This window comes from Desulfopila aestuarii DSM 18488, assembly GCF_900143695.1.
GTDB classification, from domain to species: domain Bacteria; phylum Desulfobacterota; class Desulfobulbia; order Desulfobulbales; family Desulfocapsaceae; genus Desulfopila; species Desulfopila aestuarii.
The window spans coordinates 388,881-404,672 of sequence record NZ_FRFE01000001.1 but is presented as its reverse complement, the minus strand read 5'-3'; the positions used below and the strand labels follow the sequence as shown (position 1 = coordinate 404,672).

At 52.5% G+C, this 15,792-nt stretch carries 16 protein-coding genes; 9 read left to right on the top strand and 7 right to left on the bottom strand.

Translation table 11 applies throughout. From position 1 onward, the window contains the following. The first annotated feature begins 37 nt into the window (after positions 1–37). Positions 38–418, top strand: coding sequence for a DUF423 domain-containing protein (locus BUF15_RS01690; protein ID WP_073611685.1), 381 nt, complete (start codon positions 38–40; stop codon positions 416–418). A 29-nt stretch (positions 419–447) separates the two neighbouring features. On the opposite strand, the gene hpt is transcribed toward BUF15_RS01690, so the two are convergent. Together hpt and BUF15_RS01680 are read right to left on the bottom strand one after the other, a co-directional pair. Then, entirely contained in the window at positions 448–981 is a 534-nt protein-coding gene (gene hpt, locus BUF15_RS01685; protein ID WP_073611684.1) for a hypoxanthine phosphoribosyltransferase, read from the bottom strand. A 252-nt stretch (positions 982–1,233) separates the two neighbouring features. Further along, a complete protein-coding gene (locus BUF15_RS01680; RefSeq protein WP_073611683.1) occupies positions 1,234–1,989 on the bottom strand; it encodes a substrate-binding periplasmic protein in 756 nt (251 codons plus the stop codon). A 411-nt stretch (positions 1,990–2,400) separates the two neighbouring features. Between BUF15_RS01680 and BUF15_RS01675 the strand changes: the two genes are divergently transcribed. Together BUF15_RS01675 and BUF15_RS01670 are read left to right on the top strand one after the other, a co-directional pair. Next, positions 2,401–3,213, top strand: coding sequence for a DUF2092 domain-containing protein (locus BUF15_RS01675; protein ID WP_159441195.1), 813 nt, complete (start codon positions 2,401–2,403; stop codon positions 3,211–3,213). A 15-nt stretch (positions 3,214–3,228) separates the two neighbouring features. Continuing rightward, positions 3,229–3,735: a hypothetical protein gene (locus BUF15_RS01670; RefSeq protein WP_073611682.1), complete on the top strand. Its 507-nt coding sequence runs from the start codon at positions 3,229–3,231 to the stop codon at positions 3,733–3,735. Positions 3,736–3,761: 26 nt separating this feature from the next. On the opposite strand, the gene BUF15_RS01665 is transcribed toward BUF15_RS01670, so the two are convergent. From BUF15_RS01665 to BUF15_RS01655, 3 genes are all read right to left on the bottom strand, one after another. Continuing rightward, the gene (locus BUF15_RS01665) at positions 3,762–4,925 is read right to left on the bottom strand and encodes a glycosyltransferase family 2 protein (RefSeq protein WP_084553341.1); all 1,164 of its coding nucleotides are present in this window, start codon (positions 4,923–4,925) and stop codon (positions 3,762–3,764) included. A gap of 102 nt (positions 4,926–5,027) precedes the next feature. Continuing rightward, positions 5,028–5,600 (bottom strand): class GN sortase, encoded by a 573-nt coding sequence (locus tag BUF15_RS01660; protein ID WP_073611746.1) that lies wholly within the window; start codon positions 5,598–5,600, stop codon positions 5,028–5,030. 2 nt (positions 5,601–5,602) lie between these two features. Next, entirely contained in the window at positions 5,603–7,756 is a 2,154-nt protein-coding gene (locus tag BUF15_RS01655) for a marine proteobacterial sortase target protein (protein ID WP_073611681.1), read from the bottom strand. A 253-nt stretch (positions 7,757–8,009) separates the two neighbouring features. Here BUF15_RS01655 and BUF15_RS01650 point away from each other — a divergent pair, with 253 nt between their 5' ends. Beyond that, positions 8,010–8,705 (top strand): response regulator, encoded by a 696-nt coding sequence (locus BUF15_RS01650; RefSeq protein ID WP_073611680.1) that lies wholly within the window; start codon positions 8,010–8,012, stop codon positions 8,703–8,705. A 17-nt stretch (positions 8,706–8,722) separates the two neighbouring features. Beyond that, positions 8,723–10,876, top strand: a complete 2,154-nt coding sequence (locus BUF15_RS01645) for an ATP-binding protein (protein WP_073611679.1) — start codon at positions 8,723–8,725, stop codon at positions 10,874–10,876. A gap of 9 nt (positions 10,877–10,885) precedes the next feature. Here BUF15_RS01645 and BUF15_RS01640 read toward each other — a convergent pair whose 3' ends face one another. Beyond that, positions 10,886–11,773, bottom strand: coding sequence for a LysR family transcriptional regulator (locus tag BUF15_RS01640; protein WP_073611678.1), 888 nt, complete (start codon positions 11,771–11,773; stop codon positions 10,886–10,888). 189 nt (positions 11,774–11,962) lie between these two features. On the opposite strand from BUF15_RS01640, the gene BUF15_RS01635 reads away from it, so the two are divergent. Next, positions 11,963–12,163, top strand: a complete 201-nt coding sequence (locus BUF15_RS01635) for a hypothetical protein (protein WP_143170597.1) — start codon at positions 11,963–11,965, stop codon at positions 12,161–12,163. A gap of 45 nt (positions 12,164–12,208) precedes the next feature. Next, positions 12,209–12,652: a C-GCAxxG-C-C family protein gene (locus BUF15_RS01630; protein WP_073611676.1), complete on the top strand. Its 444-nt coding sequence runs from the start codon at positions 12,209–12,211 to the stop codon at positions 12,650–12,652. Between the two features lie 4 nt (positions 12,653–12,656). Here the strand turns inward: BUF15_RS01630 and BUF15_RS01625 are convergent, their stop codons facing one another. Then, positions 12,657–13,883 (bottom strand): tetratricopeptide repeat protein, encoded by a 1,227-nt coding sequence (locus BUF15_RS01625; protein WP_073611675.1) that lies wholly within the window; start codon positions 13,881–13,883, stop codon positions 12,657–12,659. A gap of 241 nt (positions 13,884–14,124) precedes the next feature. Here BUF15_RS01625 and BUF15_RS01620 point away from each other — a divergent pair, with 241 nt between their 5' ends. After that, positions 14,125–14,766 carry an HAD family hydrolase gene (locus BUF15_RS01620; protein ID WP_073611674.1) on the top strand — a complete coding sequence of 214 codons (642 nt, stop codon included), beginning with the start codon at positions 14,125–14,127 and terminating at the stop codon, positions 14,764–14,766. Between the two features lie 3 nt (positions 14,767–14,769). Continuing rightward, positions 14,770–15,786: an XdhC family aldehyde oxidoreductase maturation factor gene (locus tag BUF15_RS01615; protein WP_073611673.1), complete on the top strand. Its 1,017-nt coding sequence runs from the start codon at positions 14,770–14,772 to the stop codon at positions 15,784–15,786. Positions 15,787–15,792: the final 6 nt, after the last annotated feature.

Genomic DNA, 15,792 nt, shown 5'->3' with positions numbered 1-15,792 from the left:
TCAATACGTTGCATTTTTTTAATCCAACACAATCCCTATGCATCGATTTTTCTTCACTACAGGCGCCTTGCTGGCCGGTCTGGCAGTGGCCATGGGTGCCGCGACCGGCCACGAATCAAGCACCTTCAACGAGCTGGCCAGGGTCTGGCTGGAAAAGGCTGTTCGTTACCAGTTTCTCCATGGCCTGGCACTCATTGCAACAGCCATAGCCTTAGGTGTCTGGCAAGAGCCGCGCCGACTGCTGACTGCGGCCGGCTGGTGCTTCATTGCCGGTACGCTGCTTTTTCCCGGCAGTCTCTATTTCATGGTCTTTACCGGGATTTCTGCAGGTTACCTGACTCCGCTTGGCGGCACGTTTTTCCTGGCGGGATGGCTGGCCATGGTATTGGCCGGCCTGAAGCTGCCGCCACACCGGTAAACCGGAAGGCGGCAGTCGCAAAGAATCACCTATTCTCCCAGCACACCAACATAGGGAAGATTCCGGTAGACCTGGGCGCAGTCAAGCCCATAGCCCACCACGAATTTGTTGGGAATGTCCATCCCACAGAAATCGATCGTCACCTCAGCGGTTCGGCACTCAGGTTTGTTCAGAAAACTGCAGATCGCAAGCGAGCGCGGTTTACGGTTATTCATCATCCGGATCACCTTGGAAAAGGTATTACCGGTATCGACGATATCTTCAACCAGCAGCACGTCGCGACCCTCGATGGACATGTCAAGATCCATGACGATCTTGACGTCGCCACTACTCACCGTGCCGTCGCCATAACTGGAAACAGTCATAAAATCAACTACCAGGGGTAGCTTGATCTCCCGCACCAGATCCGCCATGAAGATAAAAGAGCCACGCAAAAGCCCAATCACCACCAGTTCTCGCTCAATACCCTGATAGTGGGCGGTAATTTCACCACCGAGCCGTTCAACAGTTTTTGCTATTTCTTCTTCTGTTACAAGTATCTCTTTTATGTTTGTCTCCAGCATATATCCTCCCTGGAGTAAAAGTCTCAAAAGGTTGTCACGTCGCGTTCCGACCGTCGGAACAATTATTCACCCTCTCTACCATGTACAATCAATTTTTCGAAACCAAATAGTTATCGTGAGCTGGTCTTTACTTGAACCAAATAGATAATTGCACAAACAATTCAGGGGACAGAAAAAAATCTTTTCTGTCCCCTGAAAAAGCATCATGAAGGCAATCGCTCAAAACCTTCTTGCTGTTTTGTCTCGCTCTATCTATTTCGCAGTATCCGTAATACCGTAGCTTTCCATGATCTTGGCAAACTCCCCGCTCGCTTTTATCTCTGTCAGCCCTTTGTTAAAGGCATCTACGATCTCTTGATGGCGAGGGTTGGCAAGGCCGGTGGTCAGATACAAATTTTTACTATCCAGGGGTTTTTCAACAAACGTTATTTTCGTCAGCATTGACGGGTCGGTTTTCGCGATCTGCGCCTTTGCCACGATTTCATCTTCCAATGTCAGGTCAATGCGTTTTACGAGTAATTTTTTCACGTTGGTGATAAAGTCGACGACATCATCCCGGGTAAAATCTTTTGGCTCAGCAAAATCTTCATTGTAGACGTAGCCCCTTATCGTCCCGATTTTTTTACCTTTCAGGCTCTCTAGGCCTGTGTAGTCAAAGGGGTCATCAACATTTTTAATAAATTTAATAGTGTTAACGGCGTATGGCTCACTGAACTGCATGATTTTCAGATTCTCATCGTTCATCCAAACATCAGGGAGGATATCAATTTTTCCCTCTACGACCTGAGTCTTAGCCCTTACCCACGGAATAAAATCCATTTTCACAGTATATCCCTGGGTCTTGTACGCAGCTCGGATAATCGCTAGTGACAGGCCCTCCTGCGGGTCTGACTGATCCACAAAAGGTGGATATGGATCTGCAGCTGCCGTAATCACTTTTTCTTCGGCCATGCACATGGAAGCAACCGACAATAACACCATCATCACAGCGATAAGTCTCATTTTCATAGGTGCACTCTCTTCTGTAAGTGTTTGATACCTACCAGGGAATTATTATATTCCCTTCGTCCTCAAATGAGCCTAGCAAAACGATAAGTAAATATCAAATCGAAGATTATTGTTAACGTCTTTATCTTTTGTTTTGAAATAGCATAGTGTAACAAATCGGATAGATAGTCGGTCTTCACAAATACCTGATCAAGCTTGGTAGAGAGAAAGCCGCTTTCCCCTTTTGCCATCCCTGGCAATCGGCTTTTTTTATAACATGTTGTTGAATCATCTATGCGCCCCGATGTTCGGATGGTATAGTAACTCTATCATTACGCAGAACTCTTCAAATCTCTTTGAATTTAGAACAGTTCACGTTATCCAGATCTCGGCACTCACCGCCGCTCAACACGAAACCACATGGAGGAAACCATGACCAATCGATGGCGAAATCGTATCGGAATGCTGTTGGTTTCAACACCGTTTCTGATGCTTTCCGCAACGGGATGTCTGGCAGCAAAACCCACCGCCGCGGAACCTGGCGATGAGATTCAAATCGAGCCGGAAGCAATGACAGCCCTCAACGAAATGGGCAACTACCTCAGAACCCTCAAATCATTTACCGTGAGTTCAGAAATGTCCATGGATGAAGTACTCCTTTCCGGTCAGAAGATCCTCCTCACCGGCACCACCGAGTACAGCACCAGACTCCCCGATCGTCTACGGGTTTCCTCAAAAGTTGAGGGGCTGGACAGAGACAACGAATATTATTACGACGGTAAATCCTTTACTATATATAGTAACCTGGACAAGTATTACGCCACCTTCGAGGCGCCGGATACCATCGGCAAGCTGCTCGACATTGCCGAGGATCGTTATGATGTGGAAATCCCATTGCGGGATCTTTTCTACTGGGGAACCGAGAAGGATCGGGGGGAAGATGTCCAGGCCGCCTATTTTATTGATACCAGCCGGATCAACGGTACACCTTGTAAACATTACGCCTTCAGACAGGAAGACGTGGACTGGCAGATCTGGATCGAGGATGACGACACCCCCCTGCCACTCCGACTGGTTATAACCAGCAAACTGGAAATAGGCGCACCGCAGTATATCTCCACCATGACCTGGAATGTGGCCCCGCAACTGACCGACAGCACCTTCGTGTTCACTCCGCCGGAAGGTGCTCATAAAATCGAGTTCGCCGTTATCGACGATCCCGAAGAAGAATCAACACAACAATAAGCGGAGGACATCAGCATGAAGACAAGATCACTTTTTTTTCGCGTCAACACCATTGCCATTGCCTCCATTTTCCTCATTGCTACCTGCGCTATCCCCCTTGAAGCCAGAACGACGGAAGGCAGAACCCGCACCAGTGTCCATCAGAAGAACAGGGCAAATATCAATACCAGGGATGTCCAGCGCAACAGGGATATCAACCGCAACACCAACGTCAACAGGAATGTCAATGTCAACAAAAACGTCAACGTCAATGTGAAAGGCGACAGACGGTACTATGACGGACGGCATTATTATGATTATAATCGGCATCATCATCACCATAATGACGTGGGAAGGGCTTGGGCGATAGGAGCACTTACCGGTCTGATGGTCGGTACCATCATCGCCTCCTCCTCCATGTCGCCGTCCTGCGGAACGGTCTATGTGAACGGCTATCCTTACAGGCAGTGCGGTAGCACCTGGTACCAGCCGCAATACGTTGGCAGTCAGGTTAATTATGTTGTGGTGAATCCACCCCGATAAACGGACAAAGGGAGAGACCGCTTCACTCAAAAGAGCAGCGGCCTGCTTTTGCGAAGCTCTTGCAGGTCGTAATGGCTACCGCGCCAGGATATGCCGCCGTTCTTCAGGGTTATCCAGGCGCCGCGGCCAATGATGTAGATGCTCATACACGGTGCCAGCACCCCACCGGCGACGGCAGAAAGAGGCATGCCGGAAAGCCTGGCACCCAATGCTAGTCCCAACAGCCGCAGCAGGACAGTTATGCCGAACAGCAGGCGTACCGAGCCAGAGGAGAAAAAGGGACCTATCAGTGGCAGGACGTTCAGGATGAAAACCAGCATCATCGACAAGAATGCCAGCCAACCACGATAGTGAACCACGGAAAAGACGTTTTTCATGAGCCCCGCCACCATTTCGATGGCGGTGGAGTACCAGCAGACCGTCACATATGGTTGGCCGAGCAGGCATTTTTGTTTCAACCCATGCTCTTTTACAATCTTGCCAAGCATGATGTCGTCAATCGGGTGCATGGCAATCAAACTATGTCCCGATACAGCGCGATACGCCTCGGCCCGCAACATATTGAAGGCCCCCACCCCCATGAAGTAACGGCTCTTTTCATCGTTTACCCGCCAGGGCTTGAACACAGCCAGCAGCCCGCTTGCCGCATCGAGAATCATCCCGTTTAACAGCCAACTTCCACCCACCTGCTGGAACATCAGTGAGAGGTGATCCAGCTGTTCCGTTTCCAGAACCCGTACGGCCCGACTCACCGTCGTTTGTTCCATCTCAATGTCAGCATCGGTAAAGATCAGGATCTCGCCTGTGGCATGATTGGCACCGGTCTGCAAGGCATGGGATTTCCCCAACCACCCTGACGGCAGTTCGCTGATGGTAAGAACTGAAAACGGTCTGGAGGATTCGCATTGGAGCCGTTCGAGCAATTGCGCAGTAGCATCAGTTGAGCGATCATTGACCACAATTATTTCAAGATGAGGGTAGTTCTGGGCTAGCAGGCTTTTCAGGGCAGGCTCAATGGTTTTCTCCTCATTGCAGGCCGGCACAATGATGGAGACAAGGGGGAAAGGTTCGACGACTTCGTCCGGGATTTCACCCAGCCACTGCATTCGCAAGAGACCCCAGCCGATATCGGCCAGGGTCAGGATATGGATAATCAGGATGGCAAATGCCAATACAACGAACATTGACATGGATGGCCTCGCACTGCTGACTGTTGCACCACTCTTGACCTCGATTAAGAGTACAAGCAAACATCATAGAGAACAAGGGTAGCCTTCAGGCAGCAGCAGAACTCAAACACCTCGACCCTCCTGCAACCTGGCAAAGACAACATACCGCTGGTCGGTCCCGGGTTGTATCGCGTCGAACGGGTAGCAGGTAACCAGGGTCAGCCAGGGGCTGTCGGACTGTTCGAAATAGAGCCCCTGATTGTGTTCGACATGGGTTGAAGTCACCTGAAAGGTGTGACTTCTCCCGTCTGCAGCCTCAATACTCAGCGTATCGCCCGGCTTGAGCTTTTCTAAAAAGGTAAAGCTGGTATCCCGATGACCAGATAGAACGCAGTTACCCTGCCCGCCAGGAGCTGCGCTGGAACTCAGGTGTCCCGGACCAAAAGCCAGGACTTCACCGCTATCGCCTTCCAGCACGATATGGTCGATACCAAGACGCGGAACCCTTAGCCGCGCCACCGGCCAACTGTCTGCCCAGGGCCAGGCTTTTACCGCCACGCCGGTGCGGACAGTCTCTTCCCACGCCTGGCGCAGCAGATGCTGGGCCAGCACGGCTTTTGCCTTCAGCCACATGCCGTCGCAGATTAACAGCCCCCCACCGGCAAGTAACGCATACAATGCTAATGTCATAATCATTTTCACTTGAACCTCCTCCGTAACAGCTGTAACAGCCCAGCCAGCATCAGGGCGATGGAACCACCCAGCATCTGCAGCGCCGCCGGTGTAGCCGTCTGAGATCCGCCACCGAAAATCTTGTCCATCTGCAGGCCAAAGGGTGCAGCTGTCTTCACCATAGCCTTTGACGATGGCGTACCCTGGGGACGGCTAACCTGTTTATCCACTGCTACCAGGCTGGTGTATTTGCTGACCAGCTGGTGGTCGAGCGCCGTCGCCAGCACTGTTTTTTTCACTTCAGCTTCATCTTTCCCAAGAGCCAGTGACTCCATTTCCGAGCGAATCTTCTTTCGCGCCCAGAGCGCCGCGATTCCAGGACGTGAACCATGATTCTCGGCATTTACGGAAAATTCCAGCCGCTTAGTGTTCTGCTCGCCGACGATCGTAAAAGTGGTCACCTCTTTCGGGGTGCGCACCGCCACCATCAACGGCTCACCAAAATAGAGGTCGGGGATGGGGTCCGGGTAAGATTCAAATTCCACAGATACACCTTCGGCTGTCATCATGGTGATATTGGTCAACGCCGGGCTTTCCAGCCGGGTGAGCAAGGCATCCATTCGGTTCCGCACTTCTCCGACATCGCCAATGGAGGTATGCGTTCCCCGACCGACTGTGGCGGCCCGGGTCATGAAATAACTATTAGGCGCCGAACCGATGCCAACGGTGAAGAGACGGGAATCGCCCAGCCGCTGGTGGATGAGCGCTAATAATTCTTCCTCGTTACCCACAGCCCCGTCAGTAAGAAAGATCACCTGTCGGATCCGCTCGCTAACATCAGAAGCATCGAGTGCCATTTCAAGTGCCTCGCGCATCTCGGTGCCGCCGTTAGCCTGAAGCATGTCGAGCTGGTCGATTGCTTCGAGAACCCGCTCATTGCTGGCCGCCACAGGAGAGGAGAAAAAGGACCGGGCCGAATCGTTAAAACAGATCACATTGAACCGGTCGGATGGTTGCAACCGATGCAACGCCTCACGGAGGGCCGCCTTGGCCTGGACGATGGATGGCCCGGCCATTGAGCCGGAGACATCAAGAATAAAGATGGCTTCACGTGGAACATGTACCTCGCTTCGCTGCTGCGGTGGCATCAGCATCAGGAGCAGATAGCGGTTATCACCCCGTACCTCGCCAAGAAGGGCGGCACCTGCCTGTTCGGTTTTCTTCGGCTGCCATTCCAGTACGAAATCCCGGTCAGCAAGTACCTTGCCGGTAAAAGTGAGGCTATGGTGGTCCTCCGATAACTCTTTGCTGTCCATCTGGTGGTAGAGACTCTTCAGGCCGGTTATGGGAAAACCGCTCATAAGATCGACAGCCAACATGGTCCGCGGCCCCTCACCCGACTCCGGAGGAGCCACCGGCGGCGTGATCTGCGAGGCATCGGGAACCTGGTCGGTATCCTGGGCCCAACCTTCACCGGTGAACGATACGGTGTGTTTTTCCACCGGCACGATTGGGCTGCCGGGGATATATCTCGGGGTGATGGCCATGGGAAATCGCAGGGAAAAGGTGTTGTCTGTGTACTGGACCAGCTGCTGGTATTCGATGATGATTGTCACTTTTTCACCGGGACCGATGTTGGCAACACGGGTGGTGAACATATTGGGGCGGTTCTGGGAAAGGAGCGAGGTCTTTTTGCCCTCCGCCTTGGCCTTTTCATAGATGGCCTTTGCTTCCTCACGCTCTTTTATTTCGCCGACAATCTCCCGCTCGCCGATCTTCATGCGGAGCCGGTCCACTGCACTCTCATCAGGCAACGGAAAAACATAGACGCCGTCCACCCAGTCCGGTCCACTGTTCTGGAACTCCTGGGCCACTCGCACCCGTGCGGCGATCCCACTCACGGTGATGGCAACATCCTGGCCGAGATGCAGGGCTGGAGAGCCGTTGCCAGCAGCGTCGGGAATGAGCAGCTCGCCCTGGCGGATATCATCAAGCCGAAACGCATCAGTCTCAGTCTGCTTATCGTCGGGCCGTATCGCCGCACCTGCCGGCAACAGACCACCACAGAGGATGATCAGCCCGATCACCAGGGTATAAATCAGCAGCATCAGGTTGCCCGGATCGAGCACTACATGTTTCTCTTTTGGTTCTTCCATAATCGTCGCTTTATTTTTATCCATGATGCACTCCAGTAATCTGTTTGCAGTGTCTCTTCGGTAATGAGCTCTTTTTCACGTATAATGAGTAGACACGACAAATGTGATTTTGGGCTGAAGCGATCATGACATCTGAACCAGCAAAAATGATCGATTATGACAAAGGGAAGGTACCGCTGGTAAAACGGGACTGATTTGGTTACGCTGAACTTCTTTGTCGGACTGCTTTTGCAGGTACAAAGCGCTCAACATAACATTTTTTCAGGGACAGGCAGTCATGGCGTATACCATCGCACTTGTAGAAGATGACGAAATGCTCCGGGCCAACTACACCCAGGCACTGCAGCGTGAAGGCTACCTTGTCGACAGCTACCGCAGCCGGCCTGAGGCCGAGGCCGCCTTTGCCAGAAAACTGCCCGACATGGCTATCCTCGACGTGATGCTGCTGGATGAAAAGGAAGGCGGCTTTGAACTGTGCCGGCAGCTGCGGCAGCTTTCACCCACCATCCCGATCATTTTTCTCACCGCCCGCGATTCAGATCTCGACCGGGTCTCCGGGCTCAGGCTCGGCGCCTGGGATTATCTCACCAAGAACACCACCACCCTTGATTTCCTGCCGGTTCGCATCTCTTCGCTTTTTAAGATGGTGGAGTCGCTGAAGGGCAAAACTGACATCCAGGAAACGGTGATAGAAAGCGGCAGCCTTCGCATCGTCGAAGAGCGAAAGCAGATCTACTGGCAGGAACAACTGCTCAATCTGACGCTTACCGAGTACTGGCTGCTGCTGGCACTGGCTCGAAGGCCGGGCCATGTCAAGTCACACGAACAGTTAATGGAAGCGGCCAACGTGGTTGTGACCAACAATGCCATCACCGCCCATATCCGCCGAATCCGCGACAAAATCCAGGAAATCGATCCCGACTTCAACGCCATCCGCACCGAATACGGGATGGGATACCGCTGGCAGGCCTGAAGGATCGGTGAAATGCGATGCGATTCTCCCTGCGTGTAAAACTGACCCTGGCCTCTCTCTTACTGCTCGTCATTCCATTTATCGGTTTTCGTTTCAGTGAAATCATCACCCGAGATCTGGTAGAGAGCCGCAAGGAGACGTTACTTTTTTCCGCCAGGGCGGTGGCCTCGGCCCTGGCCGGCCGTACCGGTCTGCTTGACCAGGAACTGTTTCACTCGCTCAACCAGAGCCGCGATCTCTACCTGTTTCACCTCACCAACCCGATCCGCTTAAACGGCAAGAGCGACGACTGGCTGCCGCAACTGAAAGAAGCAGAGGAATTTGCCGGCGAACACCTGCTGACCCCTGAAAGCAGCTATAGCTACAACTCCCTGCATTTCAAACATATGCTTGGTGTTCAGGGCGAATATCTCTACGCTATCTTTCTGGTCACCGACGACCATCTGGTCTACCGTTCTGAACAGTCTTTGGATATCGACTCTGCGGACCACCTGCAGATCGCTTTTGAGAGCCAGAATGGTACAATGCGCCGTTATCTTGTCTCGACCAGCGAACCCGGCTGGGTCAACGGCTTTCTCATGCCGGAAAACCCTGAAGAACGTCTGCCGGTCATACGAGAACCTCGTATTCAGGGAATGTGGTCGGAGACGACGGATGGCTATATCATTGAACTGCGCATCCCCCGGGATCTCATCGGCGAGCGATTCGCCTTTGCCATTGCCGATGTGGACGAGACCACAACACGCCAGACAACGGCCATGATCGGCACAGCCAACCCGGATCACCCAGAGAAACTGGGGTGGCTGCTCTCACCGTCAAAGACTATCGAGCATATTCTCCAGTCCATTGGCAGGCCCCAGTCACGCATTCTGATCGTCGACTCCAACCAGCGGGTACGAGCCAGTTTCGGTTCACTCACCCCTGAGAAACAACCGGAACAAAAAGAGACAAAATCTCTTCTCAGTTCAGTGAGTGGAGCCATCTACGGTGCCCTAGATCCGCTCTATCGGATCTTCACCACCCCTTTTACCGAGGAGTTCAAAACCCCGGTAGCCATGCCGACCACCCTGGACATTTCCGGCGTAAAAGAAGGATTACAGGGCAAAAGTACCATTACCCGCTACCGCATCGCCGCAGGCCAGGTCGAGGTCATGGCGGCCATTGCCCCCTTGAAAGAAGACGAAAAGGTGATCGGGGCAGTGGTAGTGGAGCAGACTACCAACTCCATCCTCGCCCTGCAGAATCGAGTTATCGAGGAAGCGCTCAGCCTCACCATCCTCGCCTTCTGTTTCGGCGCCCTGAGCCTCTTGTTTTTCGCCTCACGTCTCTCCTCGCGTATTCGTCAGCTGCGCGATCAAGCTGCCGGGGCCATCAGTAAAACCGGCCAGATCCAGGTTTCGCGCATTCGCACCAAAGCCCGTGATGAGATCGGTGACCTTTCCCGTACGCTCAGTTCCATGCTGAGCCAGCTGCGCGAACAGAGTATCTACCGGGAGACCATGGCCGATAACCTCGAGCATGAGATGCGCACGCCGCTGGCAGGTATTTCCGCCTCGCTGAAAAACCTGCGCGGCGAGATAGACAATCCGCCGGAACGGATCCGCAACTATCTGGACTGGGCCCTCAGTGACGTGATGCGTCTTGAAAAACTCCTGAGTGCGATCAGAGATGCCACCAATCTCCAGGAAGCACTCGACCGCGACAGCCACGAAGACTTCAACCTCGCAGAGGCGCTCCAGGTCTGGCTTCAACACAGCTGGCGGCAGGCTTTTCCAGAAGTGGACTTTTACTACGACAGACCGGAAGGCGACATCATTCTCCATGGTGATCCTGGCCGTATCCGTCAGCTGCTCGATAAGCTCATTGAAAATGGGGTGAGTTTTAAAAAGGAAGGGACTCCGATCGTCATCGGCCTTAAACAACTGGATCGAGATATTGTGCTGACCGTCATTAATGAGGGACCGCCTATCCCTGAAGAGCTCCGGGGCCAGATCTTCAACTCTATGGTCTCACGGCGCACACGACACGACTCGCGCCCTCATTTGGGCCTCGGTCTTTACGTAGCCAGGACCATCATGCTGCACCATCAGGGCAGCATCTCGGTCGACAACCTCACCGATGGTCGGGAAGGGGTGGTCTTTACTTTGCGTTTTCCGGCAGCAGCAGTATAGCAACAAGCATCATGGCGCATCCATCTCCCATATCCGGGAAAGATTAGCGAACAATGCCTGTAATATTGGCTCGTCCCGACGTCGCTTCAAACAGGCGATCGAGAGCTTGAGGTATAACTCTTCCCCCTCCCAGATTGCCAGTTTACCGGAATTGGCATCCTCCACCACATCCTGCTTCAACATCAGCGATAGACCAACACCTGCCCGGATCATAGATTTGATAATTGACTCCTGGTCGACCAAAGCCACCCGCTGAGGTGCAATACCATGTCTGTTGAACAGCTCGGAAGCGACGGTATGAAAAGGGCAGTCGTCAGGTGTCATGATCCAGGGAAAGGTACCGAGATCCTTGGCTGTTGCGCCTGCAAGATCAGCCTGCCATTCGCCAGGACCGGCCACAACAAGGGGGAGTTTTTGCAATTCAGCAGCATAAAGCCTCTCTCCATCAATGTCCCCATACATAAAGCCGGCATCAAGAGCATCGTTTTCCGACTTCTGCAACACCTCGCCAGACATAGCCTGCAGCAGATGAATATGCAGCTCCGGATGATGTGCCTTCATGGTGGAAAAAAGCTCAGAAATGCGAAGCGTCTCGGGCTCAGCGTTGATGCCGATACGTAATTCTCCCTGCAACACACCCCGCATTTTATCGGCCTCCCTGGTCATCTCATCGATGGTTGTGAGTACCCGTTCAGCATGTGCTTTCAGTTTCACTCCATCGGCAGTCAACAGCATACCTTTCGGCGTTCGCTGAAAGAGGCTGAGTCCCAGTTCGTCCTCCAGCGCTTTTATGTGAGCGCTGACAGCAGGTTGGCTGGCATACAGCCGTTTGGCAGCCCTGGTAAGATTCCCCTCTTCAGCAACCACCGTAAATGTTTTGAGTTGGTAGAGTTCCATATCAGCTCGTGAATTGGTTTTTTACAAATGTATTGAGAATATACCTGAGATCTGTCGACAGAAGCGATCATTTTATCTGAATACCGTCATCCGAAAGCACAATTGGACGAAGCATCGCCACCGGGCTATTGTTCTCTCGACTTCATGGGTTTGACAAAACACCTCACCATCATCTGCCGGAAGGGCATCATGAAACGACGAGCACTCATTGGCCACATCCTGATCTATATTCTCCAGCCTGAAGACACTTCAACCGTTTTTGCAGAGAATTTTCCGTCGTCTCTCAAAAACATGGAGATCAACATTATCCGGGTGCGGATATTGAAAGCAATCTTCTGGACAATTATCGCAATAATCACCCCGATCGGTTTCGTTCTGATCACGCATTGATCATGAACGTAACCCGTCAATTCTTTAAAAGGACAAACACTTACAATGACCGACTCAACACTCATACCCACACGAGTAGCCCACTATTACAGGGTCGATAATCTGAGCTGCACCACAACGACCTTGAAAATTTTATCGGAAATTTATGATGTGGAGATATCCCAACAGGTGTTTGACGCAGCACTGGGATTACATGGCGCCGGCAAATATGGCGCCCAATGCGGGCTGGTCGAGGGCGGGCTGATGTTCATCACCATTTTCGGCAGAGAACTTGGCTTGCCAGATGAACGATCGGTGCTGACATGCAACCAGTTTGCACAGGATTTCGAGCAGCAGTTCAAAAGCCTTATCTGCCGCGAGCTGCGTCCCCAAGGATTTTCGCCGAAACTCCCTCCTCATCTATGTGAAAAACTCACATGTGAAGCTATAGAGTTTACGGCAAAATTCGTCCAGGAACTCTTCGAACCGGCTGACCTGACCTGCAAATAGCGTTTTATATTACTCTGCTGTCAGCCCCGAGAATCCACAGCCTGCCTTCGAGCCACTCTTCTCGCTCCTTACGCAATCTGGTAGATTCTTCCGCCAACACCGTCCAGCCGGTGTTGGCGGCGGTTGTGCGAATATAATCTGAGGAATAGGCGAATCTTCCGGTCTGCCGCAGACAATAGCCTGTGCCTTCCAGGTATTCCGTGGAAAAACAGAACAGTGCTTCGGGCAGGGCAATACTGGCCAAAGATGAAAATATTTGCTGCAGTTCCCCGACATAGATAAAAACATCGGTGGCGAGAAACAGATCATAGTTGCAAGTGGCTGTCTGCAGAAAATTACAGATACTGTCCTGGTAGAGCGCACTGTAACATTCCTTTTCTGCCGCCTGTCGGAGCATATTTGCCGATAAATCGACCCCATCCAACACGCGCAACACATCCTGGAAGGCAACGCCGGCCAACCCTGTTCCACAGCCGAGATCAAGACCATGGTCATAGATGATCTTACGTGTCTGGCATCTTGCAAAACAGCTATAGAGCTGCCGTGGGTTGTCATAACCCAGTCCGTCCACCAGGCTTTGTTCAAACCCTTCCGCATAGGCATCAAAAAAACTGCGGACGTACACATCAGGAGCGCAATCAAGAGTTTTACCGGAAATCGAGGCAAGCATATACTTCGCCGACTCGTCTTCCGGTCGTAGAGCAAGAAGCTGTTGATAGCATACTGCTGCCTGCTCATGATCCCCCTGGCGATGATAGAGATAGGCAAGGTTGTTCAACGCCGGCAGATAATTGGCATTAAGAGCCAGTGCCTGGCTATAGCAGGTAATTGCCTGGCTGTCATCATGGATTTCACGATAGCAACCGGCAAGATTATACCAGCAGTCGGTATGATCCGGCATTGTCACGAGAAGCTGGCGAAAAACGTCAATAGCTCCTGTGATGTCGCCCGTTTTCTTCAGGCAGAGCGCGAGATTGAAACCCATATCGGCGTCATCAGGCTGCAGGTCATGGGCCAGCGAGAACTCTCTCAGCGCCTTAGAAAAATCTTCCAGACTGTAGTAGACCAGTCCAAGATTGTAGTGCAGCAGAGGCGCGTCAGGAAATGACTGCAGAAGCAGCAGATAACCCTTTTCAGCCTCGGCAAAACGCCCTTCTGTCTGAGCGGTGCAGGCCCCGGCGAAAAGACGATTCAGCTCGTCTTCCTGGCAGCTTTCTCGGGAAATGTCCATGGTGTGGTTGGTCCTGTGAAAAATGATGGAGATCTGTACGACCTGGACAACACAATTGACCCGCCGCAGGAACGAAAACCACCATACCTCTTTTCATGCGCTACGGGGCAAAAATGTTTCATCATGCTCATTGAAGCAACGCCACACCGAAAAACCACTATTTTCCACGAAAGATGAGAATTGCCCGGAACTGCTCCCTGGTGTATCCTCAGATCTCACCCTTACCATGTGGAGAAGCACCATGAAAGTTTATGACAGCTATCTGTTCGATGCAGATGGTACCCTCTTTGACACCGTCGATCTCATCTGCACCTGTTTTGACTATATCTCTCAAAAATATGCTAACATAACCGTGGACCGAGCCACCATCATCAGTGGCATCGGCGCACCGCTCAGAAGCCAGCTCATCACCCATCTCGGTCCGGAACTCGACCACGAAGTAATTTTGAGTGATTATCTCCATTACCAGCTGTCGATCATGGAAGATAAGATCACGCCGTTTCCCCATGTGACCGAAACCCTCGCTGCCCTCAAAAATGCAGGCAAAAAGCTGGCGGTGGTCACTTCACGCCGACGACTCAGCCTTGATAAGATCCTGGACGCAACGGATACCGCCAAATATTTCGACGTACTGATAACCCCCGAAGATACCCTCAAGCACAAACCTGAGCCAGAGCCAGCATTAAAGGCCATGGCACTTCTTGGCGCTGACAGATCAAGCACTGTGTTCACCGGTGATGCCCACTACGATATCTGCAGCGGGGCCAGTGCCGGGGTCGACACCATCTTTGTCAACTGGAGCCATATCGAACGCTCGTCGCTGCCTGTACAACCCACCTGGGCCATCGACTCCCTCACTGAACTCACTCTCGGGCTTGAGTAAGCAATGCGACACGTTCTTGATCATCTCGTAGAGACCCTCAACCGTGATGAATCCGCAATTCTATGCACGATAATCCGCAATACCGGTTCAGCCCCCCGTACTTCTGGCGCACGGATGCTGGTGACAAGGAGTGGAGCGCTGGCAGGCAGCATTGGCGGGGGTGCCCTCGAAAACGCCTGTCAGGCCAGGGCCAGGCAGATGTTCGAGAGTTCTGAAACCTTTGCTGAGATGACTTTTCAACTCACGGCCACCTTGGCAGCAAAGGATGGCCTCATATGCGGAGGCAACGTATCGATCCTCCTTATGCGGATCGAACCGGAACAACATCCATTTTTTGTCAAACTGCAGGAAACATATCGAAGCCGCAAGCGGCCTCTTCTGGTAACGGCCCTTGCTTTTGCTGATGTCCCCCCACAGTTGACATTGGTCACTTCAGACGAACGCGGTGAGCTCCCCACTGACATTTGGCGAGAAATACTCCGCCAAAACAGTCGACACACTTCCCTCACCACCTATGCAGGACGAGAGTATTTTATCGAACCGCTCCTCAATCCCGGCACAGTCTATCTGGCAGGTGCCGGTCATGTAGGACTGGCGACCGCTACCTGTGCAGCCTTTGCCGGCTTTGATGTTGTGGTCATGGATGACAGGGCCGAGTTTGCCAACAGAAGCCGCTTTCCCAAGGCTCATGACATACGGCTGCTCTCCTCCTTCAACAATTGCCTGCCCAAAGAACTGGGAGCCGAGGACTATGTGGTCATCCTCACGCGGGGCCATCTCCATGACCGGAATGTCCTGGCCCAGGCACTTAACACCGATGCCGGCTATATAGGCATGATCGGCAGTCGAAGAAAACGCGAGGCCATCTATCGGTCGCTTCGTGACGAGGGGGTCTCCGAGGCAGAACTGCAGAGGGTCCACTCCCCGATTGGGCTTGACATCGGTGCCGACACTCCGGAAGAAATAGGCATCAGCATCGTTGCCCAGCTTATCCAGACCCGGGCAGGCACAAGACAATGAGTTTGT